The organism is Empedobacter sp. UBA3475, from assembly GCF_002378465.1.
GTDB lineage: Bacteria > Bacteroidota > Bacteroidia > Flavobacteriales > Weeksellaceae > Empedobacter > Empedobacter falsenii_B.
Window position 1 is genome coordinate 1 of record NZ_DFRA01000058.1, and the last position, 24,567, is coordinate 24,567.

Here is a 24,567-nt window from a genome sequence, read left to right on the forward strand (position 1 = left end):
AAGATTTTCAAATCTAAAGGAGCTTGTTGAGAAATCTCGTTCAAATTACATTTTTTTTCTTCAAATCTTTATCAATAAAAAATAATAGAACAAATCCGATGAAATAACATAGTAAATCAATCCAAGAAAAAAATGTTCCGATAATTATTCGAGCTGCTTTATTATGTCCTAAACCAATTATTTCTACAAAATTGAAATATTGTAAAATTTCTACAACAAAAGAAAAAGTCAATGTAAAAATTGCAATGTTAATTGCTTTTGTGTTGATAAATGCTTTGATAAAATAGTAAATAAAAATCACGACTAAAATATCACCAACAAATGGACGAATGATTTTTTATCGAATTTTAGCATATTACATTTTAATTTGATGCGAAGTTGAAATGAATTCAACTTGACTAATCGTTAAGTCATCCTGAACTTGTTTCAGGAACACATTATATTTTTTTAAATTCCTCCATTTATTTGGAATGATATTTACTTGATTGTCGTTGTTGTAATTGTCATTCTGAGCCTGTCGAAGAGTCTTCTATATATAGTAGTTTTCTATATTATTAATAGTTTATCCTTCGACAAATTCTGGATGAAAAGGATAATTTAAAAACTTAATATTAATTTTTTGAAATCATCTGTTTGCAACAAATCAATAATATTGTTGATGTCATCTCCAATCAAACGATCGTCTTCTAATTTAGGACATACCGAACGAACTTTTGCGAAAACTTCTTCTAAGAATGCACTTGTTTTACGTGGTCTTCTAAATTCTAAACCTTGACAAGCGTACATTAATTCGATTGCTAAAATACGTTCTACATTGTCTAAAACTTGGTTGAATTTTCGTCCAGAAATACTTCCCATCGAAACATGATCTTCTTGTCCCAAAGAAGTCGGAATACTATCTGCCGATGCAGGGAAACACAATGTTTTGTTTTCTGTACAAAGCGCAGCAGATGTATATTGAGGAATCATGAAACCAGAATTTAAACCAGAACTTTCTGTTAATAATTTTGGTAAACCATATTTTCCTTCGATTAATAAATATTGACGACGATCTGAAATGTTTCCTAATTCTGAAGCGGCAATTGTTGCGTAATCTAACACCATTGCTAATGGTTGTCCGTGGAAGTTTCCACCAGAAATAGCTTCTTCATCCGAAACAACGATTGGATTATCGGTAACAGAATTTAATTCGATTTCTGCTAATTCTTGTAAATGGAAAAAAGCATTTCGTGATGCGCCATGAACTTGAGGCATACAACGTAATGAATATGGATCTTGTACACGACCACAATCTGCGTGAGAGAAAGCAATTTCAGAGCCTTTCAATAAATTTCGCATGCGTTCTGCAACCAATAATGTTCCTTTGAATGGACGAACTTGGTGCAATTCTTCTTCGAATGGACGAGGAGAACCTTCGTAAGCTTCTAATGATAAAGCGCCTGCAACGTCAGCTAAATTCAATAAATATTCAAATTTTTCTAAACCATTTAAAGCATGAGATAAAATGAATTGTGTTCCGTTGATTAATCCTAAACCTTCTTTCGCAGAAAGATGTAAAGGTTGTAAGTTGTGTTTAGCTAATGCTTCTTTTGTCGAAATAATTGTATCGCCATCCCAAACTTTTCCTTCACCAATTAATGGTAAAAATAAATGTGATAAAGGCGCTAAATCTCCAGATGCTCCAACAGATCCTTTTTCTGGAACAACAGGAATAATATCTTTTTCGACCATTAATAAAATTCGTTCCACAACTTCTAAAGTCACACCAGAATATCCTTTTGATAAAGCATGTGCTTTTGCAATTAACATGGTTTTAGAAATTTCTTTCTTGATTGGATTTCCAACACCAACCGCATGACTGATTAATAAATTGTGTTGAAGTTGACGTGTTTCTTCTTCCGAAATTTTAGTATCGCAAAGTGGACCAAAACCAGTATTTATTCCATACACTGTTTGCCCAGAAGCGACTATTTTAGCAACATTTTGTTGAGATTTTAAGATTTGTTGTTTACTTGCTTCATTAAGTTCAATTTCGATGTTTCCTTCTTTGATTCCTTTGTAGTCCTCGAACGAAAGAAAATCGATGCCGTAAGTTTTCTTGATCATTTTTTCGAATTTGTGATACTTCAAAGATAATCTTTTCATCGGTTCAATAAATAATAGAAATCATTTCAGTTGGAATAATTGAGTTTTGATAAGGTTTTATAACACTATCTTTTATAAATTTGCTAAAATTTTTATGTAATGTGTGATAAACATCTTCATGACGAAATGGGGGACGACCATATGTCAGCAAACTTAGAAACGCCTTTGAGAGCTGATGCATTTGAGTTGTCTGCTGAAGAAAAAGTGGAAAAGATAGAAGCGGATTTCCGTAACATCATGGAAACTTTAGGCTTAGATTTAACAGATGATAGTTTGAAAGGAACGCCAAAACGTGTTGCGAAAATGTTCGTAAAAGAGATTTTTGGTGGTTTATTGCCAGAGCGTAAGCCTGGAATGTCAACTTTCGAAAATAAATATAACTACAATCAAATGTTGGTTGAAAAGGATATCGTGGTTTATTCGACTTGCGAGCATCACTTTTTACCAATCGTTGGACGTGCACATGTTGGTTACATCTCGAAAGGGAAAGTAATCGGTTTGTCTAAAATGAATCGTATTGTAGAATATTATGCAAAACGTCCGCAGGTACAAGAGCGTTTGACAATGCAAATTGTGAAAGCAATGCAAGAAGCTTTGGGAACTGATGATGTTGCATGTATTATTGATGCGAAACATTTGTGTGTAAATTCGCGCGGAATTAAAGATATCGAATCAAGTACTGTAACAGCTGAATTTGGTGGAGCTTTTAAAGAAAGTGAGCAATTAAGAAAAGAGTTTATTTCGTACATCGGAATGAAAACTCCTTTCAATGTTTAAATTATAAATCCTATAAAATGGTAAAAGAAAATCAATTAAAATTACATAATTCCTTAACGGGACAGAAAGAAACGTTCGAACCAATTAATCAAGATAATGTTGGAATGTATGTTTGTGGACCTACCGTTTACAGTAATGTGCATCTTGGAAATGTACGTACGTTTATGTCGTTTGATATGATTTATCGTTACCTAAAATTTTTGGGTTACAAAGTTCGTTACGTTCGTAATATTACTGATGCTGGACATTTAACGGATGATGGAAATGTAGAAAATGATCGTTTTGTAAAACAATCTAAATTAGAGAAATTAGAACCAATGGAAATCGTACAGAAGTATACAGTTGATTTTCATAAAGTTTTAGAAAAATTTAATTTACTACCTCCAACAATCGAGCCTACAGCGACAGGTCATATTTTAGAACAAATTGCTTTAGCAGAAAAATTAATTGATTTAGGATTTGCTTATGAAGTAAACGGATCAGTTTATTTTGATGTGGAAGCTTACAACAAAAAAGGACTTGATTATGGTGAATTGAGTAACCGTAACATCGAAGAATTAATCAATAATACAAGAGATTTAGACGGGCAAGGAGAGAAAAAGAATCCAGTGGATTTTGCACTTTGGAAAAACGCTTCGCCTGCTCACATTATGCGTTGGGCTTCTCCTTGGGGAGATGGTTTCCCTGGTTGGCACTTAGAATGTACAGTGATGAGCACAAAATATCTTGGAGATTATTTTGATATTCACGGAGGAGGAATGGATCTTAAATTCCCTCACCACGAATGTGAAATTGCGCAAGCAAAAGGTTCTAATGGTCACGAACCAGTAAAATATTGGATGCATGCGAATATGTTGACGATGAATGGTCAGCGTATGAGTAAATCGACTGGAAATTACATTTTACCTATGCAATTAGTGAATGGTGAAAATGATTTCTTCGAAAAACCATTTCATCCAGCTGTTGTACGTTTTTGTTTCTTACAAGCGCATTATCGCAGTGTTTTAGATATTTCGAATGATGCAATGTTAGCTTCCGAAAAGGGATATAATCGTTTGGTTGAAGCATTAAAAACATTAGAAACAATTACGCCAAAGAAAACATCTACCGTTAATATTGATGAATTAGAAACGAAATTATATACCGCAATGGATGATGATTTCAATACGCCGATATTGATCGCACATTTATTTGATGCAGTGAAAATGATTAATTCAATCAAAGATAGTTTCGAGAATATTATAGCAGAAGATTTAGAACGTTTAAAAGCAATTATGAATGGTTTTGTTCATGATGTTTTAGGTTTGGATACAGAAGCTGCAAACGAAAGTTCAGATAAATTAGATGGTGTTGTAAAAATGCTAATCGAAATGCGTAATCAGGCACGTGTAGATAAAAATTGGGCATTATCAGATCAAATTCGTGATGAATTAAGTGCATTAGGTATCCAACTAAAAGACGGCGCTGACGGAACAACTTTCACTTTTTAAGAAAGATTTATAAAATATTTAACCCACTTAGAAATAAGTGGGTTTTTTTGTATCTCTCAATTTTAGATTACTTTTGTAAGGATTTATTCAACAGGATGAAAAAAACAATCATTGGTTTATTTTTATTAGGAGCTATTGTAGCGCAGGCTCAAGAGGATTCGATAAAAGTTTTAAAACCATTAAAAGGATCATCAACAAATGATTCGGTTACATATTATAAAACCAAAATCGACGATTATAAGTTTTGGACAAATGGCAGAAAACCAGAGGTTTTGGATACGACATTAAGTATCAAAAACTATTATAATCAAAATTTTATTCGCAAAGATGCGTTCGGAAAATTATTTTTCCCGAATGTTGGAGGTGTAGTGGTGGATTTGGAGTATCAAAATACACCATTCAATCCGTCGATGTTACCAACTGGTAAAAAATATAACTATTATTACGCAAATGATATCAAATATTATGATGTCAAAACGCCATATACCGAGTTTATTTACGAGAATGGTGTTAAAGAAGGTAACTTTTTGTCTTCGACATTTTCGCATAATATCAACAAGCAATTCAATTATACGTTTCATTATCGTGGATTAATTTCCGAAGGTCGTTATAAACATGAAAAAGCTCAGAATAATACGTTTGTTTTTTCGTCAAATTATAAAACAAAATCAGAGCGTTTCAAATTGTGGTGGAATTATGCGGCACAAAATCTGAAAAATAATGAAAACGGTGGAATAGAAGATATTGATGATTTTATTTTGCAAGATGATCGCAGAATGACGAATGTTCGTAATATTCCGGTGAATTCTCAAACAGCAAAATCTGAATTTGATGCGCGTCGAATAGAATTGAATGCTTCGTACGGAATCTTAAAAAAGATGAATGAAAAAGATTCGACTTTTTATAATCCAATCGAATTGAAGAATAAATTCTCGTACGAAAAACAAAAATATCGCTACGAAGATACTTCACCAAACGGAACTTTATATTCTACACCGATTATTACTGGAACGGACTATAGAAGTAAAAAGAGTTTTACAGATTTATCCAATACGACAACTGCTGGTTTTCAGTGGACAGATCGTGTGAAGATAGAAGCTGGTGTTAAATTCCAGAATTTACGTGTTTTTGCTGATCAAGCCATGACGATTGTTGCAGTTCCAAAGCAAATAGAGGAAAATCTTTTTGGAGTTCTTGGAAAAGTGGATTTTGATTGGAATGAAAAATTGAAACTTTACGGAAATGTTGAATATCTGCAATCTGATAATTACAAAAGTGTTTACAATGTAGATGCGGTTTTAGATGTGACGCCGATAGAAGGTTATACATTGAGTGCTGGAGCGGTTATTCAGTCAAAACTTCCTTCGTTGAATGCAGTTTACAATCAAAGTTTCTTTAATAATTTTAACTACGTTAATAAATTTGAAACAGAAAATGTTCAAAATATTTTTGCAAAGTTAAAGTTAGATAAAGTTAATACAACCTTAGAAGCCTCAATTTATAATATTGACAATAAAGTATATTTAAACGAATTGTTGGTTTATAAACAATTGACGGATAATATTAATTATTTCAAAATAAAAGGTGAAAATCATTTACGTTTCGGAAAGATTAATTTGGTTTCGACAGCGCAATATCAAAAAGTAACGAAAAACGAAGAATATATGCCTTTGCCAGATTTCTTAATTCGTGAAACATTGTATTGGCAAGGAGAATTATTCAATAAGAATGCTCAATTACAAGCTGGTATTAATGCAACATATTTTACGAAATACAATGGTTTGCGTTACATCCCAATTCTGAACGAATTTGCATTGCAAGATCCAGCAAGTATACAAGAGATTGGTGGTTATCCTATTTTGGATGTTTTTATCAATTTCAAGGTTCGTAATATGCGTTTTTACATTCGTGGTGAGCATATCAATGCGTCGTTTACAAAACAACCTGATTATTTTGCAGCACCAAATGTTCCGTACCGAGATTTCAAATTTCAACTTGGCTTGAAATGGAATATTTTTAGTTAAAAAAATACAAATTATACAGAAAAACGACTTCATGATGAGGTCGTTTTTTCTGTCCAAAATCATTTGTGTAGAATAATTCTAAATAGCTATTTTTAGGAAAATTTTATACATGAAAAAATTCCTACTTTTATTTTGTTTGATTTTCTTTCAAATCGGTTTTTCGCAAGAAAAATTATCAATTGGTGAAATTCAAAAAATAAATTCTAAAATCTTAAATACTGAACGAGAAATTTGGGTGAATCTTCCCGAGTCGTATACCAATAATAAACTTCAAAAAGTAAATTATCCAGTGATTTATGTGTTAGATGCCGAATCTAATTTTACATTTTTAACAGGCGTAGTTTCTAAATTTCAATCTGGTTTTTATCCAGAAATGCCCGAATCGATTATTGTTGGAATTACAAATAAAAATGGTGATCGAACAAAAGATTTTACACATGTGAATGATGTTAATTTCCTCAATTTTATTCAAACTGAATTGTTTCCTTTTATGCAGAAAAATTATCGTGTGAATGATTTTCGTTTGTTAATTGGACATTCTTTGGGTGGCTATTTTGCGTTGAAAACCTTGTACAATCACCCCAAAACTTTCAATGGATATGTTGCGCACGATCCAAGTATTTGGTTTAATGACAAAGAATTATTGAATCTTTATCAAAACTTAGAAAATCATTCTTTCGAGAATCGATTTTTGATGATTACGCAAGTCGGAGAAAGTCAAAATACAAATCATTTACGCGATCATTATCAAAGCATAAAAAAGGTGGATGAACGTTTGAAATTATCAAAGAATAAATCGTTGAATTATCATTACAAACAATATGTTGGCGAAGAACATGGTTCGGTTCCAATGATTGGCTCGATTGATTATTTGCGTTGGCAGTTTGATGGTTATCGTGTGAATATTAAAGAGATTCCGAATCAACCAAATTTGGTTAAAGATTCGTTTGAAGCGATTTCTAGAAAATTGAATTATTCTTTTCAACCAACAGAAACGTATATCAACAATGTTGCAAATTATCTGGTAAAACAAAAGAAAAATGATTTAGCAAAACAGTTTTTTGAACAAAATGTGAAAAATTTTCCTGAAAGTTTACAAGCAAAAGAAGAGTTAGAAAAATTCTTGGACTCGAATAAAAATTAGTAATTTGGTAAAAACATTTTGATGAAAAAATTACTCTATTTAACAACTTTATTGACGACGACTGCTTTTGCGCAAGAATTACACTTAGATCAAGCCAAAAAAATATTTGAATTACCGACACATTGTATCAAGACTGAGTATCCGAACAAATTAGGAAATGTTTTGGGAAGTGATGCAGATCTTAAAACGCCAAAGCAATTGCGTCCAATTTTTTATGGTTGTTTTGATTGGCATTCGTCTGTGCATGGATTTTGGTCGATTGTGAAATTGATGAAAGATTTTCCTGAATTGGATCAAAATAATCAGGTTAGAAATGAGTTAAATCAATTGATTACAGCAGAAAATGTTGCGGTTGAAATGGCCTTTTTCAATGATAAAAATAACAAGAATTTCGAACGTACATACGGTTGGGCTTGGTTGTTACAATTGCAAATGGAATTGAATAATTGGCAAGATAAAGATGCGCAAGTTTGGGCAAAAAATCTGAAACCTTTGAGTGATTTGATTATTGTTAGATACAAAGAATATTTGCCGAAATTAGTTTATCCAATTCGTACAGGAACGCATGATAATACGGCTTTTGGTTTGAGTTTAGCGATAGATTATGCACGTTCTGTGAATGATAAAGCATTTGAAAAAGTGATTATTGATAATGCAAATCGTCTTTACCAAAAAGATAAAAGTTGCAATATTGCTTTCGAGCCAAGTGGATCAGATTTTCTTTCGGCTTGTTTGGAAGAAGCTTTGTTAATGTCTAAAATTCACCCGCATGATGAATATAAAAAATGGTTGAAATCATTTTTACCACAATTGTTTGATAAAAAACATGAGCTAAAACCTGGAATTGTTTCGGATCGTACGGATGGGCAATTGGTTCATTTGGATGGTTTGAATTTTAGTCGTGCAACGGCTTTGTATCAAATTTCTGCAAAATTACCAGAGTTAAATTATTTGAATGATTGGGCAAATCATCATTTCAATTACTCGTTCAATAATATTTCGAACGATGATTATATGGGGAGTCATTGGTTGGGAACTTTTGCACTTTATGCACTGAAAACCAAACACGAAACTAAAAATTAGCTAATAATAGGGATTTTATAACGATAGAATTGAATCTAAATTTGTTTCAAACAAAACTAATACGAAACATTAAATTTTAATTCTATGAAAAAATATTTTTATATCGTCATTGCAGTTTTAGGTCTTGCAGCATTCGGATTTAGTCAATATTCGAAAAGTCAATTAGAAGATCAATTGGCTAAAACAGGGAAATGTGTAGAAGGTGTTGTTGTGGAAACTAGCGGAACATTTAAACGTCCGAAAGCAACGATACAATATCCTGTGAATGATGAAGTTTATGAAGTTACTTTACGATCTAGAGCAGACGTGGACGAAGTTGTATTGATGAAATATGATACGCTGAATCCAGAAGAAGTGTTGCTTGTAGATAATTGTAATTAATTATAGTCTCAAGTTTAAATGAAAAATCCACCAAGTTTTTTGGTGGATTTTTTTATAGTGATGAATTATTTCTAACGATTAAATTTCTTCTAATGTTGGAATAAATTCTTCTTCAATTTCTTCGAAAGTTTGCATCAAATCAACAAGATTATCTTGTGTGACTAATTTTGTACGATAAGGTTTGAAATTAGGAATTCCTTTGAAATAATTGGTATAATGCATACGTGTTTCCAAAATTCCAGTTCGTTCTCCTTTCCAATCAATCGCCCAATTTAAGTGATTTTTAGCCGCTTCCATTCGTTCTACAATTGTTGGTTCTGGTAACAATTCACCTGTTTCTCGATAATGTTTAATTTGCTCGAAAATCCAAGGATATCCAATCGCCGCACGACCAATCATCACACCATCTACACCGTATTTTTCTTTGTATTCGATCGCTTTTTGCGGCGAATCAATATCTCCATTTCCAAAAATTGGAATCTCAATATTTGGGTTCGCTTTTACTTTTGCAATCGGTTCCCAATTTGCTTGTCCTTTATACATTTGTGTACGCGTACGTCCGTGAATTGACAATGCTTTGATACCTGTTTCTTGCAAACGTTCGGCAACTTCATAAATGTTAATCGAGTCAGAATCCCAACCCAAACGCGTTTTTACAGTAACTGGTAAATGTGTACTTTCAACAACAGATTTTGTTAAACGTACCATCAAATCTATATCTTTTAAAACACCTGCTCCTGCGCCTTTACAAACTACTTTTTTTACGGGACATCCAAAGTTAATATCAACAATATCTGGTTGAACAGTTTCAACAATTTTAGCTGACATCGCCATTGCCTCTTCATCTCCACCAAAAATTTGAATACCAATAGGACGTTCGTAATCAAAAATATCTAATTTTTGACGACTTTTTATTGCATCACGAATCAATCCTTCTGAAGAAATAAATTCAGTATACATCAAGTCTGCTCCATGCATTTTGCATAGGCGACGAAATGGCGGATCACTCACATCTTCCATCGGTGCAAGCAATAAAGGGAAGTCTGGTAATTCTATGTTTCCTATCTTTACCACGAAATAATTTTTTGCAAAATTACATAAAACTTATGAAAGAAGAACGAAAGTCCGAAGGTGTAAATCAATATTTAAAGTTTTCTGCGACGGGAATACAGATGGCGGTAACGATTGCGTTATTTGCTTGGTTAGGAACTTTTTTGGATAAAAAAATGGAAACAGACAAGCCATTATGGACGGCTGGCTTATCTTTGCTGGGAGTTTTTGCAGGATTATATTTGATGTTGAAGCAATTACCAAAAAAATAATTTTAATGATTAAGAAATTTATTCTTTTAGCACTTTCTTTTATTGCAATGGTTGCAATTTTTTGTGGTATTCATTACGCAATTGTTGCGCATTATAATTTTAGCGAAAATCCGCTAATTGTTCCAAAAATGTATTTAATAATTGGTTTAATTACATTAATGATTTTGCAAGTTGGTTGTTTTGTGAAGATAAAATTTCCAGAATATGTTGGTTTTGCCTTTATGGGAGGGATGATTGCGAAGATGGCAATTGTATTAGCATTGATTGTTGTGAATGAACAAATTAAATTAAATGTTGTGCAATTAATTATAAGTTATTTTGTAATTTTGCTAGCCGAAGTTTTAGTGTTTATTCGCTTAATTAATTTAAAGTTAAAAAAAGTTTAATGATTTTTAGCATTTGACTTTGGTAAGTGGTTAATTTACTATAATTTTGCACGCAATTTAGAAACAAAGGAATTATACATGAAATTTTCAGCGTTATTAGCGTTTTTATTACTTTTCAATTTCGGATTTGCCTCTACAGCGGTTCCGCACGAAAGTCTTCCAAAAACGTTTGAGGAGTTAATTAAAAGTGAGCAAGTAAAAAGTCAAGAGGAAGCTGCTAAAGTGAAATCTGGCGAATCTACATTTAACCCAGTGCCAGGTATCATGCATCACATTGCAGATGCACACGATTGGCATTTATGGGGAGAAGGAGAAAAAAGTGTAGGAGTTGCATTACCTGTTATTTTATGGGATAATGGTTTACAAGTTTTTATGTCTTCTAAATTTCACCACAACGAAGCGGTTGTTGAGAGTAACGGAAATTACTACATCAACTACCACGAAAAAATCTACAAAACAGATGCGCAAGGTACAATCAAACCTCACGTAGACGAAAAAGGAGCTATTCATTTAGAAAATGAAAAACCATTAGATTTTTCTATTACGAAAAACGTAACATCAATGTTAATCTCTTTCGTTATTTTAATCTTAGTTTTCTCTGCAGTTGCATCAAACTACAAAAAAGGAAATATGGTACCAAAAGGTATCGCAGGATTTATCGAGCCAATTATTATTTTTGTTCGTGATGAAGTAGCGATTCCAAATATTGGTGAGAAAAAATACGCGAAATTTATGCCTTATTTATTAACGTTATTTTTCTTCATTTGGATCAACAATTTATTAGGATTGTTACCAGGTGCAGCTAACGTTACAGGTAATATCGCAGTTACATTTGTATTAGCATTAATCGCATTAATCGTAATTAATTTCTCAGGAAACAAAGGTTACTGGGGACATATGTTATGGATGCCAGGTGTACCGGTTCCAGTAAAATTAATCTTAGCTCCAATTGAGTTAATCGGGATTATTACAAAACCTTTCGCCTTAATGATTCGTTTATTTGCGAACATTACAGCAGGTCACATTATTATTATGTCGTTAATTTCGTTAATCTTTATTTTCCAAACAGAAGCTATGGCAGGTGGATCTATTCCATTAGCGTTATTTATCTACTGTTTAGAGTTATTAGTAGCCGCACTACAAGCATTCGTATTCACAATGTTAGTTTCGTTATTTATCGGAACAGCAGTAGCAGACCACGATCACCATTAAGAATAGAATATAAAAAACAATAAAATAATTTTTTAATAATTAAATACAATTATCATGACAGGAAGTATTGCAGCAATCGGAGCTGGTTTAGCAGTTTTAGGAGTTGGTTTAGGTATCGGTAAAATCGGTGGATCAGCTATGGAAGGAATCGCTAGACAACCAGAAGCGGCTTCAAAAATTCAAACAGCTATGATTATCGCAGCAGCCTTAATCGAGGGTGCAGGTTTGTTCGGTATCGTAGTTGCGTTATTAGGTAACGGATAATATTTGAATTAAAAATTAGCTTCAATAACGGTTGGTTGTTGAAGCTAATTCATTAAAAAATTAATTAGTAAAAAATAAAATTTAATACATACACACAATGGATTTAATTACACCTTCAGTTGGTCTTATTTTTTGGACTGCGGTCGTATTTATCATCTTATTAGTATTGTTAAGATCATTAGCTTGGAAACCAATTCTATCTGCAGTTAAAGAAAGAGAACAATCTATCGAGGATGCATTAAACGCAGCTAAAAAAGCGAAAGAAGAGATGGCTTTATTAAACGCTCAAAACGAGAAAATCATGAAAGAAGCTCGTGCTGAACGTGATGCTATCTTAAAAGAAGCGCGTGAAATGAAAGAAAATATCATCAACGAGGCAAAAAATTCTGCAACTGTAGAAGCAAACAAATTAATTGAAAATGCTAAGTCAGCTATCCAAAATGAAAAGGCATCGGCTATGGCTGATATCAAAAATCAAGTTGGGCAGTTGTCAATTGAAATTGCTGAAAAAATCTTAACTAAAGAATTGTCAGATAAATCTGCACAAGAAGCTTTAGTGAATGATGTTATTGATCAAGTTAAATTCAATTAATCATGGCAGGATTCAGAGCAGCACATAGATATGCTAAAGGTTTGATGGAGTTTGCGAATGGAGCAAGCCAAACAGACGTAGTGTATGCTGAAATGAATGATGTTCGCAAAGTCATAAAAGAGAATGATGATTTAAGAGTTTTCTTAAATTCTCCGGTGATTGATGCAAAGAAAAAAGAAGCTGTATTGAGTGAGATTTTCAAATCTTTATCAAAAACTTCTCAAACATTCATTTCGTTAGTCGTAAGACATGGTAGAGAAAATATTTTGTCTAAAATTGCAGATCAGTTTATTTCATTATACGATTTAGCAAATAATATTGTTACAGCAGAAATTACTTCGGCAGTACAATTAGATCAAAATACAATTGATAATATTGTAGCAAAAGCAAAACAAACTTTAGCCACAAATAGTCAAGTAAAAGTAGAGAACAAAATTGATGCATCTTTAATTGGAGGTTTCGTTTTAAAAATTGGAAACAATCAAGTAGATTCTTCAATCAAAACTAAGTTAGCTACATTAAAAAAAGATTTTTCGAAAAACGAATACATTCCTAAATTTTAAATATTTCAGAAATGCCAGAAATAAATCCAGCTGAAGTTTCAGCTATATTAAAACAACAACTTACAAGCTTTGATTCATCAGTTGAATTAGCAGAAGTAGGAACCGTTCTAACTGTTGGGGATGGTATTGCTCGTGTTTACGGGTTAGACAATGCTCAATACGGAGAATTAGTAGAATTCTCAAACGGGTTAGAAGGAATGGTACAAAACCTTGAAGAAGACAACGTAGGTATTGTACTTTTCGGACCTTCAAAAGGTATTAAAGAAGGTGACACTGTAAAACGTACAAACAAAATTGCATCTATTAACGTAGGTGAAGGAATGTTAGGACGTGTTGTAGATATGTTAGGAAATCCTATCGATGGTAAAGGACCAATCGAAGGACAATTATATGAAATGCCTATCGAGCGTAAAGCTCCTGGGGTTATCTATCGTCAACCAGTAAACGAACCATTACAAACTGGTATCGTTTCTATTGACTCGATGATTCCAATTGGACGTGGACAACGTGAGTTAATCATTGGTGACCGTCAAACAGGTAAAACTTCTGTTGCTTTAGATGCAATCTTAAATCAAAAAGAGTTTTACGATAGAGGTGAAACAGTTTTCTGTATCTATGTTGCAGTAGGACAAAAAGGTTCTACAGTAGCAGGTATCATGAAAACATTACAAGACCACGGTGCAGATAAATATACAGTAGTAGTTGCTGCTAATGCATCTGATCCAGCTCCAATGCAAGTATATGCTCCAATGGCAGGTGCTGCAATCGGAGAGTATTTCCGTGACTCTGGTCGTCCAGCGTTAATTGTTTATGATGATTTATCTAAACAAGCCGTTGCATACCGTGAGGTGTCTTTATTATTACGTCGCCCACCAGGACGTGAAGCATATCCTGGAGACGTTTTCTACTTACACTCTCGTTTATTAGAGCGTGCTGCAAAAGTAATCAAAGATGATGCAATTGCATCTCAAATGAATGATTTACCAGAATCTATGAAAGGTATCGTAAAAGGTGGTGGTTCTTTAACTGCTTTACCAATTATCGAAACTCAAGCTGGTGACGTTTCTGCATATATCCCAACAAACGTAATTTCGATTACAGATGGACAAATCTTCTTAGAGTCTGATTTATTCAACTCAGGTGTTCGTCCAGCGATCAACGTAGGTATCTCTGTATCTCGTGTTGGTGGTTCTGCACAAACAAAACCAATGAAAAAAGTATCTGGTACATTAAAATTAGACCAAGCACAATACCGTGAGTTAGAAGCTTTCGCGAAATTTGGTTCTGATTTAGATGCAGCTACAATGAACGTAATTGGTAAAGGTGAACGTAACGTTGAGTTATTAAAACAAGGTGTTAACGCTCCAATTCCAGTAGAAGAACAAGTAGCAGTTATTTATGCGGGTACTAACGGTATGTTGAAAAACGTTCCAGTTAACCAAGTGAAAGAGTGGCAAGCTGACTTTGTTGAGTTAATGCGCAACAAATATGCAGACACTTTAACATCTATCCGTTTAGGTAAATGGACTGATGAAATTATGGATGTATTGAAGAAAGTTATCACAGAAACTACTTCTAAATACTAATAAAATATAAATGAAACTTAGAGGTTTCCGAATCTCTAAGTTCCTTTTAATCCTTCATCTCAAATAGAATTATGCCAAATTTAAAAGATATACGTAACCGTATTACTTCTGTAGGTTCTACAATGCAGATTACAAGTGCTATGAAATTAGTTTCTGCTGCAAAACTAAAACGTGCTACAGATTCTATCGTACAGTTACGTCCTTATGCAGATAAATTACGTGAACTTTTACAAAATGTAAGTTCTACTTTAGAAGCTGAAGTAGGAGGTGCATTAACAGAAGAGCGCGAAGTTAATAAAGTACTTTTAGTCGTTATTAACTCAAATAGAGGTTTATGTGGAGGATACAACTCAAGCATCATCAAAAAAGTAAATGCGTTATTAGCTGGCGAATTAGCAAGTAAACACGTAGAGATTTTAGCAATTGGTAAAAAAGCTAATGATACTTTTAGTAAAACACAAACTATCTATAAAAATGCATCAAGCATTTGGGATAATTTAAATTTTGCAGATGTAGCTGAAATTGCAGACGATTTAGTAGAGAAATTTACTGCGGGTGACTTTGATCAAATCAGAATTATCTACAATCAATTTCAAAATGCAGCTGTTCAAATTGTACAAGACGAACAATTTTTACCAGTCGTTTTAGAGAAAACTGAAGAAGAAGCAAACAATTCAGCAGAGTTAGATTATATCTTCAACCCTTCGAAAGAAGAAATTTTAAGAGACTTAATCCCTCAAACGTTGAAAACGCAATTATTCAAAGCCGTATTAGATGCTAACGCTTCTGAGCACGGAGCACGTATGACTGCAATGCATAAAGCAACAGACAACGCAAGCGAGTTACAAAAAGGATTGAAAATTCAATACAACAAAGCTCGTCAAGCTGCTATTACAAACGAGATCTTAGAGATCGTTGGTGGTGCAGAAGCATTGAATGCGTAAAAACAAAGACTTATCTTATTTTTAAATAGAAAAGCAACTTCATCTCGAAGTTGCTTTTTTTTATAATGTTTACTTTAGATTATAAAGAAGTAATAAACACTTTTGAATAATTATTCTTTAACATATGTATTGAAGAAATACTTCTACTTAGTTATTACTTTATTCAGGATGATAATTTTTGTAATCATATATCTAATTAGAATTCTCATTATTTTATTCTTTTTATAAATTAAAATGAAATAAATTATTTCCTCAAGACATTTCAATAAAAACGTCAAGTGATTTTACCTAAAAGCTAAGGTGGTTTTGATTAAAACGTCTCGACATTTTATATCAAACAAAAAGTCCTAAGAAATACTCAGGACTTTTCTATTGTTATCATCGAAACTAAGTTTCTATTTATTTCATTTGAAATAATGGGCGAGAAGACATGAACTCGTTTACACGATCTGCAACTCCATCAATGATTTCTTCGTTATCAATATTCATTAATACTTCGTCAATCAAGTCAGCAACAGTTTGCATATCTGCTTCAACCAACCCACGAGTTGTTACAGCAGCCGTACCTAAACGAATCCCCGATGTAACGAAAGGAGATTTATCATCGAAAGGAACCATGTTTTTGTTACAAGTGATTTCTGCCGAAACTAAAGCGTTTTCTGCTTGTTTCCCAGAAATACCTTTGTTACGTAAGTCGATCAACATACAGTGATTATCTGTACCTCCGGAAACAATGTCATAACCTTTTGCAACCAATGCCGCAGCTAAAGCCTTAGCATTCTTCACAACTTGTACAATATAGTCCATATAACCATCAGATAAAGCCTCTTCAAAAGCAACAGCTTTAGACGCGATTACATGCTCCAAAGGCCCACCTTGTGTACCAGGGAACACTGCTCCGTTCAAGATTTGAGACATCATTTTCACTTCACCTTTAGGAGTTTTTGCTCCCCAAGGGTTCTCAAAATCTTTCCCCATCATAATGACTCCACCACGAGGACCACGTAAAGTTTTGTGAGTTGTCGTCGTTACGATATGACAATGAGGCATAGGATCGTTTAAGATTCCGCGGGCGATTAACCCAGCAGGATGCGAGATATCAGCTAATAACAAAGCACCAACTTCATCAGCTACCTCACGAAATTTAGCATAATCTATGTCTCTTGAATATGCTGAAGCACCACAAATTATCATTTGAGGCTTCTCTTTACGAGCAGTTTCTGCCATAGCTTCGTAATCAATTCTTCCCGTCTCTTTGTCCACTCCATAGAAAGAAGTTTGGTAAGTTAACCCAGAAAAGTTAACAGGAGAACCGTGAGTTAAGTGCCCTCCGTGCGATAAATCGAATCCTAAGATCTTGTCTCCTGGTTTCAAACATGCTAAGTAAACAGCTGCATTTGCCTGAGATCCTGAGTGAGGTTGCACATTTGCATACTCTGCATTAAACAACGCTTTCAAACGATCAATTGCAATAGTTTCTACTTCGTCTACAACTTCGCAGCCACCGTAATAGCGCTTTCCAGGATAACCTTCTGCATATTTATTTGTCAAAACAGAACCCATCGCGCGCATTACGTTGTCTGAAACAAAGTTTTCTGACGCGATTAATTCAATTCCATTCAGTTGTCTTTCTTTTTCTTCTTTAATCAAATCGAAGATTACATCTTGTGCCATGTTTTGTTTGTATTAATTGTGTTTCAAATATAAGCTTTTATCATTAGAATTTCTAACTGATATATTCGCAATAACCTAAGAATTATCAAAACAATTTTTCTAATGATTTGGGCGTTCCCTTCGGGCGGGCTATTCGTTGCAATCTTTACTTTGTAACTTCGCTATCGCTTTGTTTCACGCAAAGGATTTCCACTACTATCCCTAACGCATCTAGAGTTATAAGTAATAAGTACTAAGTTTTGAGTAATAATATTTATACTTTTTTCAGAATCATACCTTATTAATAATTGAAAACTAATTTACTTATTCAAAGGAATTTCAAATGACCTTTCAATAAAAAGGCGTTAAAAAAATGAAGAAATTCGAAGCGATAAAAAAGATTTAACCGATAGGTTTTTAAATCTTTTCGCGTAGAATGAATCATTTTCAGCCGATTTATTGAGGTCTTGATTTTTTTGTTTCGTTTTTTCATCAAGGAAAAAATGAAAGATGGTTTCTTAGATATTTAAAATTTCTAATTTCTAAACCAACCAACTATCAATTTCTCTCATTAAATTTACAGCATGAAAAACCCTACTTTTTGCATTGGTTTAATGTCTGGAACTTCGTTAGATGGTTTGGATATTTGCTATGTCCGATTTGATGATAACCAACATTTCGAAATTTTACATGCCGAAACTATAGATTATTCATCCGATTGGCGAACAAAACTAACAGAAGCTTTTCAATATTCGGCAATGGATTTATGCCAACTAGATGTAGAGTATGGTTATTTTCTTGGAGAACAAGTAAAAGAATTTATTCATAAAAATAAGATTAGAAAAGTAGATTTTGTTGCATCTCACGGGCAAACTATTTTTCATCAACCGCAGAAATCATTCACTTTGCAAATAGGAAATGGTTTAGCAATTGCGTCGCGTTGTCAACAAAAAGTGGTGTGCGATTTCAGAACACAAGACGTTATTTTAGGAGGACAAGGAGCGCCTTTGGTTCCGATTGGGGACGAATTATTATTTTCTAACTATGATGCATGTTTAAACCTTGGAGGTTTTTCTAACATTTCGATGAATAGAAATGGAAAACGAATTGCATTTGATATCTGCCCAATTAATATTGTCTTGAATCATTATGCAAAACAACTCGGTTTTGATTTTGATAAAAATGGAGAACGAGCAGAACAAGGACATATTAATATCGCATTAGTTGAAGAATTGAATCTTTTGAATTTTTATCATCAACCTTTTCCAAAATCATTAGGTTTTGAATGGGTTATGAATGAGTTTTTAACAATTGTTGATAAGTACGATATTTCTATCGAAGATAAGCTGAGAAGTTGTGTGGAGCATTTCGTAATTCAAATTAAAAATACCTTTGCTTTATATGATATCAACAACGTGTTGATAACTGGAGGAGGAGTTCGAAATACATTTTTTATCAATCGTTTAGGAGAATTATCAACTGTTGAAATCATTATTCCAACTGATAATTTAATCGATTTTAAAGAAGCCTTAATATTTGCATTCCTTGGTTATCGTCGTGTTTATAACGAAATAAATTGTTTGGCATCTGTAACAGGAGCGAGCAAAGACCATTCGTCTGGAATTATATATCACTTATAAAGTCTATCTAAATAATAGAGTTTAAAAAATATTTTATTTACATTTATTCGATAACCAAGAATAAATGCGATATGAAATATTCGAAAAATAAAGATGTTATTTTACTTCATGGCTTATTTGGAAGCCTTAGTAATTGGGGAAATGTTATCAAGAATCTTGAAGAAAATTATAATGTTTATACGCCAACATTTCCTTTATTTTCTACACATTTCAAAAGAAATTCACTTCAAAATTTAGTTCAATTTCTAGAAAATTACATTCAATCTAATAAAATTGAAAATCCAATATTAATTGGAAATTCTTTGGGCGGTCATGTTGTATTGCTGTATGCGTTGGCACATCCAAATTTGTTTGATAAATTGATTTTAGCTGGAAGTTCAGGTTTGTATGAAAGCAATTTGCAGGCTTCTTTTGTGCGTGTGCGAGATTACGAGTATATCAAAAATAAGATAGAAGAAGTTTTTGAAACAAAAAATGTTGTAACAAAAGAGTTGGTTGATGATGTTTTTTCGGCCGCTAATACGCCTACACAAGCTTTGACTATAATTTAAATTGCGCGAGATGCAAAGCGACAAAATTTGAAACATCTTTTACATAAAATAGATCAGCCAGTTTTATTGGTTTGGGGAAAACAAGATATTGTGACACCGCCAAATGTTGCTGAAGAGTTTTTTGCACATTTACCTAATGCAAAATTAGCTTATAGCGATGATTGTGGTCATGTGCCGATGATGGAACAGCCATTACTTTTTAATCAACATATCAACAATTTTTAAGTGCTTAAAAATGAATCATCCCGAGTATTTAGCTTTTGCTTTACCAGCTTTTTTTCTTTTTTATGGCTTGAATATGTAGTTGTTAAAAAGAAAAAATTAAAGAATATTTATAAGTATGAAAGTTCGGTTTCTAATATTTCAATAGGAATTGCAGAACGATTATTGAATCTTTTTATTACGGTAAGTTTTTACAATTTGTATGTTTGGATTTACGAAAATTATCGTCTTTTAGATATTTCAAATGCTTGGTGGATTTGGGTTGTGATGCTTTTAGCGACAGATTTTGTTTGGTATTGGTATCATCGTTTGGGACATGAAGTCAATATTTTTTGGGGAGCCCATATTGTGCATCATCAATCCGAAGAATTTAATTTTACGGTGGCGGTACGTATAACAACTTTGCAAGCAATTGTTCGCAATATTTTTTGGTGTATTTTGCCTTTTATTGGTTTTCATCCAAATTTAGTGATGACGATTTTGGTGGTTCATGGCGTGTATTCTTTTTTTACGCATACGCAGATTTTGGAGAAACAAAAATGGCTTGAATATATTTTTATAACACCTTCTCTTCATGGTGTTCATCATGCTTCTGACGAAAAATATTTGGACAAAAATTATGGAGATGTATTTGTTTTTTGGGACATATTATTTGGTACTTTTCAGAAAGAAGAAGAAAAACCAAGATATGGATTGACGCATCCTATCAATAGTTACAGTTTTTTGTGGCAACATTTTCATTATTATTTAGAGTTGTATGAAGCTGCTCGAAGAAAATCCTCCATTAAAGAAAAATTGACGATATATTTTGGTAGTCCAGCAGTGATGGATCAGGAAATAAGACCAATTATTGAAAAGAAATGGATGTCTAAGAATAAAGGGAATAGTTATCATTTCAAATAAAAAGGTTATATTAATTTACAATTGATTTTATCGTTTGTCGCGATGAGTATTGTAACATATTATTTTGATCAATTTGATAATTTAACCAAAGGTTTTTTCGTTGCATTTGTTTTGATTACATTAATAAATATTGGTGCACAATTAGAACAAAAAAGATGGGGGCCTTATTTAGAACATATTAGATTTTTAGTGTTTTGCAGCTTTTTTATCATTCAATCTCACAATTATTTCTTGCTGATTTTACCTTTCATATTCGTTTTTATCATCGAAAAGATGTTTAATTTTAGCAATTGGTATCAAAAAAGTATTTTAAAGATTATATAAATGATAATTTAGGTCTTATTGTTTCGTTTTGATTAGGAGGTTAAAAACGAGTTCATTATTTTTACCAAACTAAAAAAAATATAATGATAGTTTCTAAACTTTTTAACCAATTTTTTCATAGCCAGACTTCGGGTGGAATTTTATTAATTTTCTGTACTGCGTTTTCTTTATTATTAGCCAATTCACCAATTGCAGAATCTTATGATGCGATTTGGTTAACAGATATGTTTGGGCATTCTTTTGCACATTGGATTAATGATGGTTTGATGGCTATTTTCTTTTTCTTGATTGGTTTAGAATTAAAACGCGAAGTTTTTGTAGGTGAATTGTCGGATACTAAAAAAGCAATTTTACCTGTTTTTGCAGCTTTGGGAGGAATGTTAATTCCTGCATTTATTTTCTTTTTGACGAATAAAGGAACGGATACCATTCATGGTTTTGGAATTCCGATGGCGACAGATATTGCTTTTGCTGTTGCTATTATAACTATGTTAGGAAAAAGAGTTCCATTATCATTAAAAGTATTTTTAACAGCTTTAGCTGTTATTGACGATTTAGGAGCAATTGTCGTGATTGCATTGTTTTATCCGAATCCAGAATTACCTTTAGATTTTACACAATTCGGAATTGCAATTGCCATTTTGTTAGGTCTTTTCGCTTTAAATAAATTAAAAGTAAAATCAATAATTCCTTATATCATTGGAGGGATTGCTGTTTGGTGGTTTATGTTGCATTCGGGTATTCACGCTACAATTGCGGGAGTTTTGGTTGCATTTACAATTCCATTTGATAAGGACGATTCTAAATCACTTTCAGCTAAAATGGAGCATGCTTTACATATTCCAGTAGCATTTATTATTCTACCATTATTTGCTTTAGCAAATACCGCAATTACGATAGATGGTGGAGGATTAGCGCATTTTAGTATTCCTTTAGCTTCGGGTATTTTCTTAGGATTAGTTGTAGGAAAACCAGTCGGAATTACATTATTTACATGGATTGCGGTTAAATTAGGATTGTGTGAATTACCTACAGCAGTAAATTTCAAACGAGTTTTTGGTGTCGGAATTTTAGGAGGAATTGGATTTACAATGTCTATTTTTGTTTCGATGTTGGCCTTCAAAGACCCAAGTTATATAAATGAAGCGAAATTGATGATTTTAGTAGCTTCGTTAACAGCTGCTATTGTTGGATTTATTGTTTTAAAAATATTATTAACTACAAAACAAGATTATTCAGATTAAGAATAGTCAATTCATAAATAATAGAATCGAATTTTTCTTCGGAGAAATTCGATTTTTTTTTGAAGATGATTCCGTAACTTCGTGTAAAATTTTTGAATAAATGAGAACGTATCAAGAAACAATCGATTGGTTGTTTACAAATTTACCAATGTTTCAACGTGTTGGAGCATCAGCAATGAAAGCAGATTTAACAAATATTACAGCGTTATGCGAGTATTTGGGAAATCCTCAAACTAAGTTTAAAACGGTTCATATTGCAGGGACAAATGGTAAAGGAAGTACGTCTCATATGTTGGCCTCTATTTTTCAGGAAGCAGGTTATAAAACAGGTTTGACAACTTCTCCACATCTCAAAGATTTTCGTGAACGAATACGTGTAAATGGAGAAATGGCTGATGAAGAATTTGTGATTGATTTTGTGAATAAGCATGAGCAAAAAATAATTGATCAAAAAGCATCTTTTTTTGAAATTGCAATTGCGATGGCTTTCGAATATTTTGCACAACAGAAAGTTGATATCGCGATTATAGAAACTGGTTTGGGCGGACGATTAGATTCAACGAATATTATTTTACCAGAACTTTCTGTGATTACGAACATTGGTTTAGATCATACACAATTTTTGGGTGATACATTGGACAAAATTGCATTTGAAAAAGCTGGTATCATAAAACCAAATACAGCGGTTGTAATTGGTGAAACAACAGCAGAGACAAAAACAATTTTTGAACAAGTAGCGAAAGATAGAAATGCAAAAATCATTTTTGCTGAAGAAAAACATTTTCAAGATTTAGCTTCAGATTTGAAAGGGTCTTATCAAATCAAAAATAAACGTACCGTTTTAACCGCTATTGAACAATTGCAAAAACAAGGTTGGGCAGTCTCTCCTGAAAATATTACGAATGGCTTATTGAATGTTGTAAAGAATACAAATTTGCGCGGACGTTGGGATATTTTAGGACAACACCCATTAATTGTTGCTGATACTGCGCATAATCCACATGGTTTAGCAGAGGTTTCAAAACAAATAAATGAGCAAGCTTATAATCAATTGCATTTGGTTTTAGGATTTGTGAATGATAAAGATGTTTTATCTATTTTAAATTTCTTTCCTAAAAAAGCAACTTATTATTTATGTCAACCAGATGTTCCTCGAAAATATGACATTGACGACTTGTATAAAATCATACCAGAAGATATTACCGATAAACACTTTTTTGATACTGTAGAAAAGGCATTAATTGCTGCAAAATCAAATGCAACAGAAAATGACATGATTTACGTTGGAGGTAGTACATTTATTGTTGCAGAAGTCATCTAATTTTAAAATAATATGAAATAAATCATGATAGACTCCGCTTGAATAGCGGAGTCTATATTTTTTATAACCTATAATAATTATTTTATGTATTAAATGCATGTAATTCATGATTTTGAAAGTTTTTTTACTGAATTTACGATGGTTTAGTTAACTCAAAAAATATGAAAAAAGTTTTATTTGTTTTTACACTTATAGCAACTGCGACATTTGTAAAATCACAGGTAGATGGATATCCCCTGAATTTTATAGTATAAGTTAAGCTACATATTTTAAAAATTGTAAATTATACCCGTTGTGCATTTTGATTGATAAATAATAAAGTTGTTCATTTGATTGAAAAAGAGTAAATTTATTTAACTTCAAAATGTTTACAATGAACAACTTACTTGCAAATTACGAAAGAATATTGGAAGTTCTACGAAAATTATCCACAGATACACTTTTTAATTTATAAATTTAGATGACCTAAACTTCTTTTTAGGACTCATAAGTCTTGTCTTAACAGTTGAATTTATGGGTATTGATAGTGAAAATCATTAATTTTGAAATCTCCCTTAAGTGCTAAGTTGTAATATTCAACGAAGTATTTACGATCGTATAAAACGTAGATTATCAGAGCAAATTAATAGTATTCTAGCTAAAATTAATGCACAAACATTGAATCAGTACATTATTAAAATACACTTAAATCGAAATATTAATAATCTAAAAACTCAAATTATTTAAAGTGAAAAACGGTTAAAAAAACCTATGTTTATATTGTGGTTAGAGAAACAGTGTGTTAAAAAGTGTTAAA

General features: G+C 32.5%; 24 protein-coding genes. 20 read left to right on the top strand and 4 right to left on the bottom strand.

Annotation, left to right across the window (positions count from 1 at the left end):
- Positions 1-40: 40 nt before the first annotated feature.
- Together B3I31_RS12260 and hutH are read right to left on the bottom strand one after the other, a co-directional pair.
- The gene (locus B3I31_RS12260; RefSeq protein WP_221854323.1) at positions 41-334 is read right to left on the bottom strand and encodes a DUF2809 domain-containing protein; all 294 of its coding nucleotides are present in this window, start codon (positions 332-334) and stop codon (positions 41-43) included.
- 263 nt (positions 335-597) lie between these two features.
- Positions 598-2,106 carry a histidine ammonia-lyase gene (hutH, locus tag B3I31_RS12265; protein WP_291047637.1) on the bottom strand — a complete coding sequence of 503 codons (1,509 nt, stop codon included), beginning with the start codon at positions 2,104-2,106 and terminating at the stop codon, positions 598-600.
- A gap of 138 nt (positions 2,107-2,244) precedes the next feature.
- On the opposite strand from hutH, the gene folE reads away from it, so the two are divergent.
- The 6 genes from folE to B3I31_RS12295 all read left to right on the top strand — a co-directional run bounded on the left by folE (position 2,245) and on the right by B3I31_RS12295 (position 9,044).
- Complete coding sequence (gene folE, locus B3I31_RS12270) at positions 2,245-2,922, top strand: GTP cyclohydrolase I FolE (protein ID WP_219033828.1); 678 nt, start codon at positions 2,245-2,247, stop codon at positions 2,920-2,922.
- A 17-nt stretch (positions 2,923-2,939) separates the two neighbouring features.
- Complete coding sequence (cysS, locus tag B3I31_RS12275; protein WP_291047639.1) at positions 2,940-4,412, top strand: cysteine--tRNA ligase; 1,473 nt, start codon at positions 2,940-2,942, stop codon at positions 4,410-4,412.
- Positions 4,413-4,507: 95 nt separating this feature from the next.
- Entirely contained in the window at positions 4,508-6,436 is a 1,929-nt protein-coding gene (locus B3I31_RS12280; protein WP_291059222.1) for a putative porin, read from the top strand.
- Positions 6,437-6,545: 109 nt separating this feature from the next.
- On the top strand, positions 6,546-7,580 hold the full coding sequence (locus B3I31_RS12285) for an alpha/beta hydrolase (RefSeq protein WP_291059220.1): 1,035 nt from the start codon (positions 6,546-6,548) through the stop codon (positions 7,578-7,580).
- 21 nt (positions 7,581-7,601) lie between these two features.
- Positions 7,602-8,663, top strand: coding sequence for a DUF2891 domain-containing protein (locus B3I31_RS12290; protein WP_291059218.1), 1,062 nt, complete (start codon positions 7,602-7,604; stop codon positions 8,661-8,663).
- Between the two features lie 84 nt (positions 8,664-8,747).
- Positions 8,748-9,044: a hypothetical protein gene (locus B3I31_RS12295; protein WP_221854236.1), complete on the top strand. Its 297-nt coding sequence runs from the start codon at positions 8,748-8,750 to the stop codon at positions 9,042-9,044.
- A gap of 78 nt (positions 9,045-9,122) precedes the next feature.
- Here the strand turns inward: B3I31_RS12295 and dusB are convergent, their stop codons facing one another.
- Positions 9,123-10,118, bottom strand: a complete 996-nt coding sequence (dusB, locus tag B3I31_RS12300) for a tRNA dihydrouridine synthase DusB (protein ID WP_291059216.1) — start codon at positions 10,116-10,118, stop codon at positions 9,123-9,125.
- A gap of 32 nt (positions 10,119-10,150) precedes the next feature.
- On the opposite strand from dusB, the gene B3I31_RS12305 reads away from it, so the two are divergent.
- From B3I31_RS12305 to atpG, 8 genes are all read left to right on the top strand, one after another.
- Complete coding sequence (locus B3I31_RS12305) at positions 10,151-10,366, top strand: AtpZ/AtpI family protein (protein WP_114997876.1); 216 nt, start codon at positions 10,151-10,153, stop codon at positions 10,364-10,366.
- A gap of 5 nt (positions 10,367-10,371) precedes the next feature.
- Positions 10,372-10,752: a hypothetical protein gene (locus tag B3I31_RS12310; protein ID WP_291059213.1), complete on the top strand. Its 381-nt coding sequence runs from the start codon at positions 10,372-10,374 to the stop codon at positions 10,750-10,752.
- A gap of 78 nt (positions 10,753-10,830) precedes the next feature.
- The gene (atpB, locus tag B3I31_RS12315; RefSeq protein WP_291059211.1) at positions 10,831-11,964 is read left to right on the top strand and encodes a F0F1 ATP synthase subunit A; all 1,134 of its coding nucleotides are present in this window, start codon (positions 10,831-10,833) and stop codon (positions 11,962-11,964) included.
- Positions 11,965-12,018: 54 nt separating this feature from the next.
- Positions 12,019-12,228 (top strand): ATP synthase F0 subunit C, encoded by a 210-nt coding sequence (gene atpE / locus B3I31_RS12320; RefSeq protein WP_013598300.1) that lies wholly within the window; start codon positions 12,019-12,021, stop codon positions 12,226-12,228.
- 97 nt (positions 12,229-12,325) lie between these two features.
- Positions 12,326-12,820 carry a F0F1 ATP synthase subunit B gene (locus B3I31_RS12325; protein WP_038335122.1) on the top strand — a complete coding sequence of 165 codons (495 nt, stop codon included), beginning with the start codon at positions 12,326-12,328 and terminating at the stop codon, positions 12,818-12,820.
- 2 nt (positions 12,821-12,822) lie between these two features.
- A complete protein-coding gene (atpH, locus tag B3I31_RS12330) occupies positions 12,823-13,383 on the top strand; it encodes an ATP synthase F1 subunit delta (protein ID WP_114997871.1) in 561 nt (186 codons plus the stop codon).
- 11 nt (positions 13,384-13,394) lie between these two features.
- Positions 13,395-14,969, top strand: coding sequence for a F0F1 ATP synthase subunit alpha (atpA, locus tag B3I31_RS12335; RefSeq protein ID WP_038335134.1), 1,575 nt, complete (start codon positions 13,395-13,397; stop codon positions 14,967-14,969).
- Between the two features lie 71 nt (positions 14,970-15,040).
- Positions 15,041-15,913 carry an ATP synthase F1 subunit gamma gene (gene atpG / locus B3I31_RS12340; protein ID WP_221854234.1) on the top strand — a complete coding sequence of 291 codons (873 nt, stop codon included), beginning with the start codon at positions 15,041-15,043 and terminating at the stop codon, positions 15,911-15,913.
- A gap of 399 nt (positions 15,914-16,312) precedes the next feature.
- On the opposite strand, the gene glyA is transcribed toward atpG, so the two are convergent.
- On the bottom strand, positions 16,313-17,587 hold the full coding sequence (glyA, locus tag B3I31_RS12345) for a serine hydroxymethyltransferase (protein WP_291059209.1): 1,275 nt from the start codon (positions 17,585-17,587) through the stop codon (positions 16,313-16,315).
- 563 nt (positions 17,588-18,150) lie between these two features.
- Between glyA and B3I31_RS12350 the strand changes: the two genes are divergently transcribed.
- From B3I31_RS12350 to B3I31_RS12375, 6 genes are all read left to right on the top strand, one after another.
- Entirely contained in the window at positions 18,151-19,206 is a 1,056-nt protein-coding gene (locus tag B3I31_RS12350; protein WP_291059207.1) for an anhydro-N-acetylmuramic acid kinase, read from the top strand.
- A 71-nt stretch (positions 19,207-19,277) separates the two neighbouring features.
- On the top strand, positions 19,278-19,757 hold the full coding sequence (locus B3I31_RS12355; protein ID WP_291088087.1) for an alpha/beta fold hydrolase: 480 nt from the start codon (positions 19,278-19,280) through the stop codon (positions 19,755-19,757).
- Between the two features lie 27 nt (positions 19,758-19,784).
- Entirely contained in the window at positions 19,785-19,982 is a 198-nt protein-coding gene (locus tag B3I31_RS12360; protein ID WP_180905265.1) for an alpha/beta fold hydrolase, read from the top strand.
- A gap of 162 nt (positions 19,983-20,144) precedes the next feature.
- Entirely contained in the window at positions 20,145-20,882 is a 738-nt protein-coding gene (locus B3I31_RS12365) for a sterol desaturase family protein (RefSeq protein ID WP_291088090.1), read from the top strand.
- Positions 20,883-21,289: 407 nt separating this feature from the next.
- Positions 21,290-22,450, top strand: coding sequence for a Na+/H+ antiporter NhaA (nhaA, locus tag B3I31_RS12370; RefSeq protein ID WP_291059201.1), 1,161 nt, complete (start codon positions 21,290-21,292; stop codon positions 22,448-22,450).
- A gap of 100 nt (positions 22,451-22,550) precedes the next feature.
- On the top strand, positions 22,551-23,771 hold the full coding sequence (locus B3I31_RS12375) for a bifunctional folylpolyglutamate synthase/dihydrofolate synthase (RefSeq protein WP_291059199.1): 1,221 nt from the start codon (positions 22,551-22,553) through the stop codon (positions 23,769-23,771).
- Positions 23,772-24,567 lie beyond the last annotated feature (796 nt).

What these genes read in the sequence shown, in the direction of transcription:
- hutH (WP_291047637.1), bottom strand. Translation starts at nt 2,106, where the DNA reads ATGATCAAGAAAACTTACGGCATCGATTTTCTTTCGTTCGAGGACTAC.
- folE (WP_219033828.1), top strand. Translation starts at nt 2,245, where the DNA reads ATGTGTGATAAACATCTTCATGACGAAATGGGGGACGACCATATGTCA.
- cysS (WP_291047639.1), top strand. Translation starts at nt 2,940, where the DNA reads ATGGTAAAAGAAAATCAATTAAAATTACATAATTCCTTAACGGGACAG.
- B3I31_RS12280 (WP_291059222.1), top strand. Translation starts at nt 4,508, where the DNA reads ATGAAAAAAACAATCATTGGTTTATTTTTATTAGGAGCTATTGTAGCG.
- B3I31_RS12285 (WP_291059220.1), top strand. Translation starts at nt 6,546, where the DNA reads ATGAAAAAATTCCTACTTTTATTTTGTTTGATTTTCTTTCAAATCGGT.
- B3I31_RS12290 (WP_291059218.1), top strand. Translation starts at nt 7,602, where the DNA reads ATGAAAAAATTACTCTATTTAACAACTTTATTGACGACGACTGCTTTT.
- B3I31_RS12295 (WP_221854236.1), top strand. Translation starts at nt 8,748, where the DNA reads ATGAAAAAATATTTTTATATCGTCATTGCAGTTTTAGGTCTTGCAGCA.
- B3I31_RS12305 (WP_114997876.1), top strand. Translation starts at nt 10,151, where the DNA reads ATGAAAGAAGAACGAAAGTCCGAAGGTGTAAATCAATATTTAAAGTTT.
- B3I31_RS12310 (WP_291059213.1), top strand. Translation starts at nt 10,372, where the DNA reads ATGATTAAGAAATTTATTCTTTTAGCACTTTCTTTTATTGCAATGGTT.
- atpB (WP_291059211.1), top strand. Translation starts at nt 10,831, where the DNA reads ATGAAATTTTCAGCGTTATTAGCGTTTTTATTACTTTTCAATTTCGGA.
- atpE (WP_013598300.1), top strand. Translation starts at nt 12,019, where the DNA reads ATGACAGGAAGTATTGCAGCAATCGGAGCTGGTTTAGCAGTTTTAGGA.
- B3I31_RS12325 (WP_038335122.1), top strand. Translation starts at nt 12,326, where the DNA reads ATGGATTTAATTACACCTTCAGTTGGTCTTATTTTTTGGACTGCGGTC.
- atpH (WP_114997871.1), top strand. Translation starts at nt 12,823, where the DNA reads ATGGCAGGATTCAGAGCAGCACATAGATATGCTAAAGGTTTGATGGAG.
- atpA (WP_038335134.1), top strand. Translation starts at nt 13,395, where the DNA reads ATGCCAGAAATAAATCCAGCTGAAGTTTCAGCTATATTAAAACAACAA.
- atpG (WP_221854234.1), top strand. Translation starts at nt 15,041, where the DNA reads ATGCCAAATTTAAAAGATATACGTAACCGTATTACTTCTGTAGGTTCT.
- glyA (WP_291059209.1), bottom strand. Translation starts at nt 17,587, where the DNA reads ATGGCACAAGATGTAATCTTCGATTTGATTAAAGAAGAAAAAGAAAGA.
- B3I31_RS12350 (WP_291059207.1), top strand. Translation starts at nt 18,151, where the DNA reads ATGAAAAACCCTACTTTTTGCATTGGTTTAATGTCTGGAACTTCGTTA.
- B3I31_RS12355 (WP_291088087.1), top strand. Translation starts at nt 19,278, where the DNA reads ATGAAATATTCGAAAAATAAAGATGTTATTTTACTTCATGGCTTATTT.
- nhaA (WP_291059201.1), top strand. Translation starts at nt 21,290, where the DNA reads ATGATAGTTTCTAAACTTTTTAACCAATTTTTTCATAGCCAGACTTCG.
- B3I31_RS12375 (WP_291059199.1), top strand. Translation starts at nt 22,551, where the DNA reads ATGAGAACGTATCAAGAAACAATCGATTGGTTGTTTACAAATTTACCA.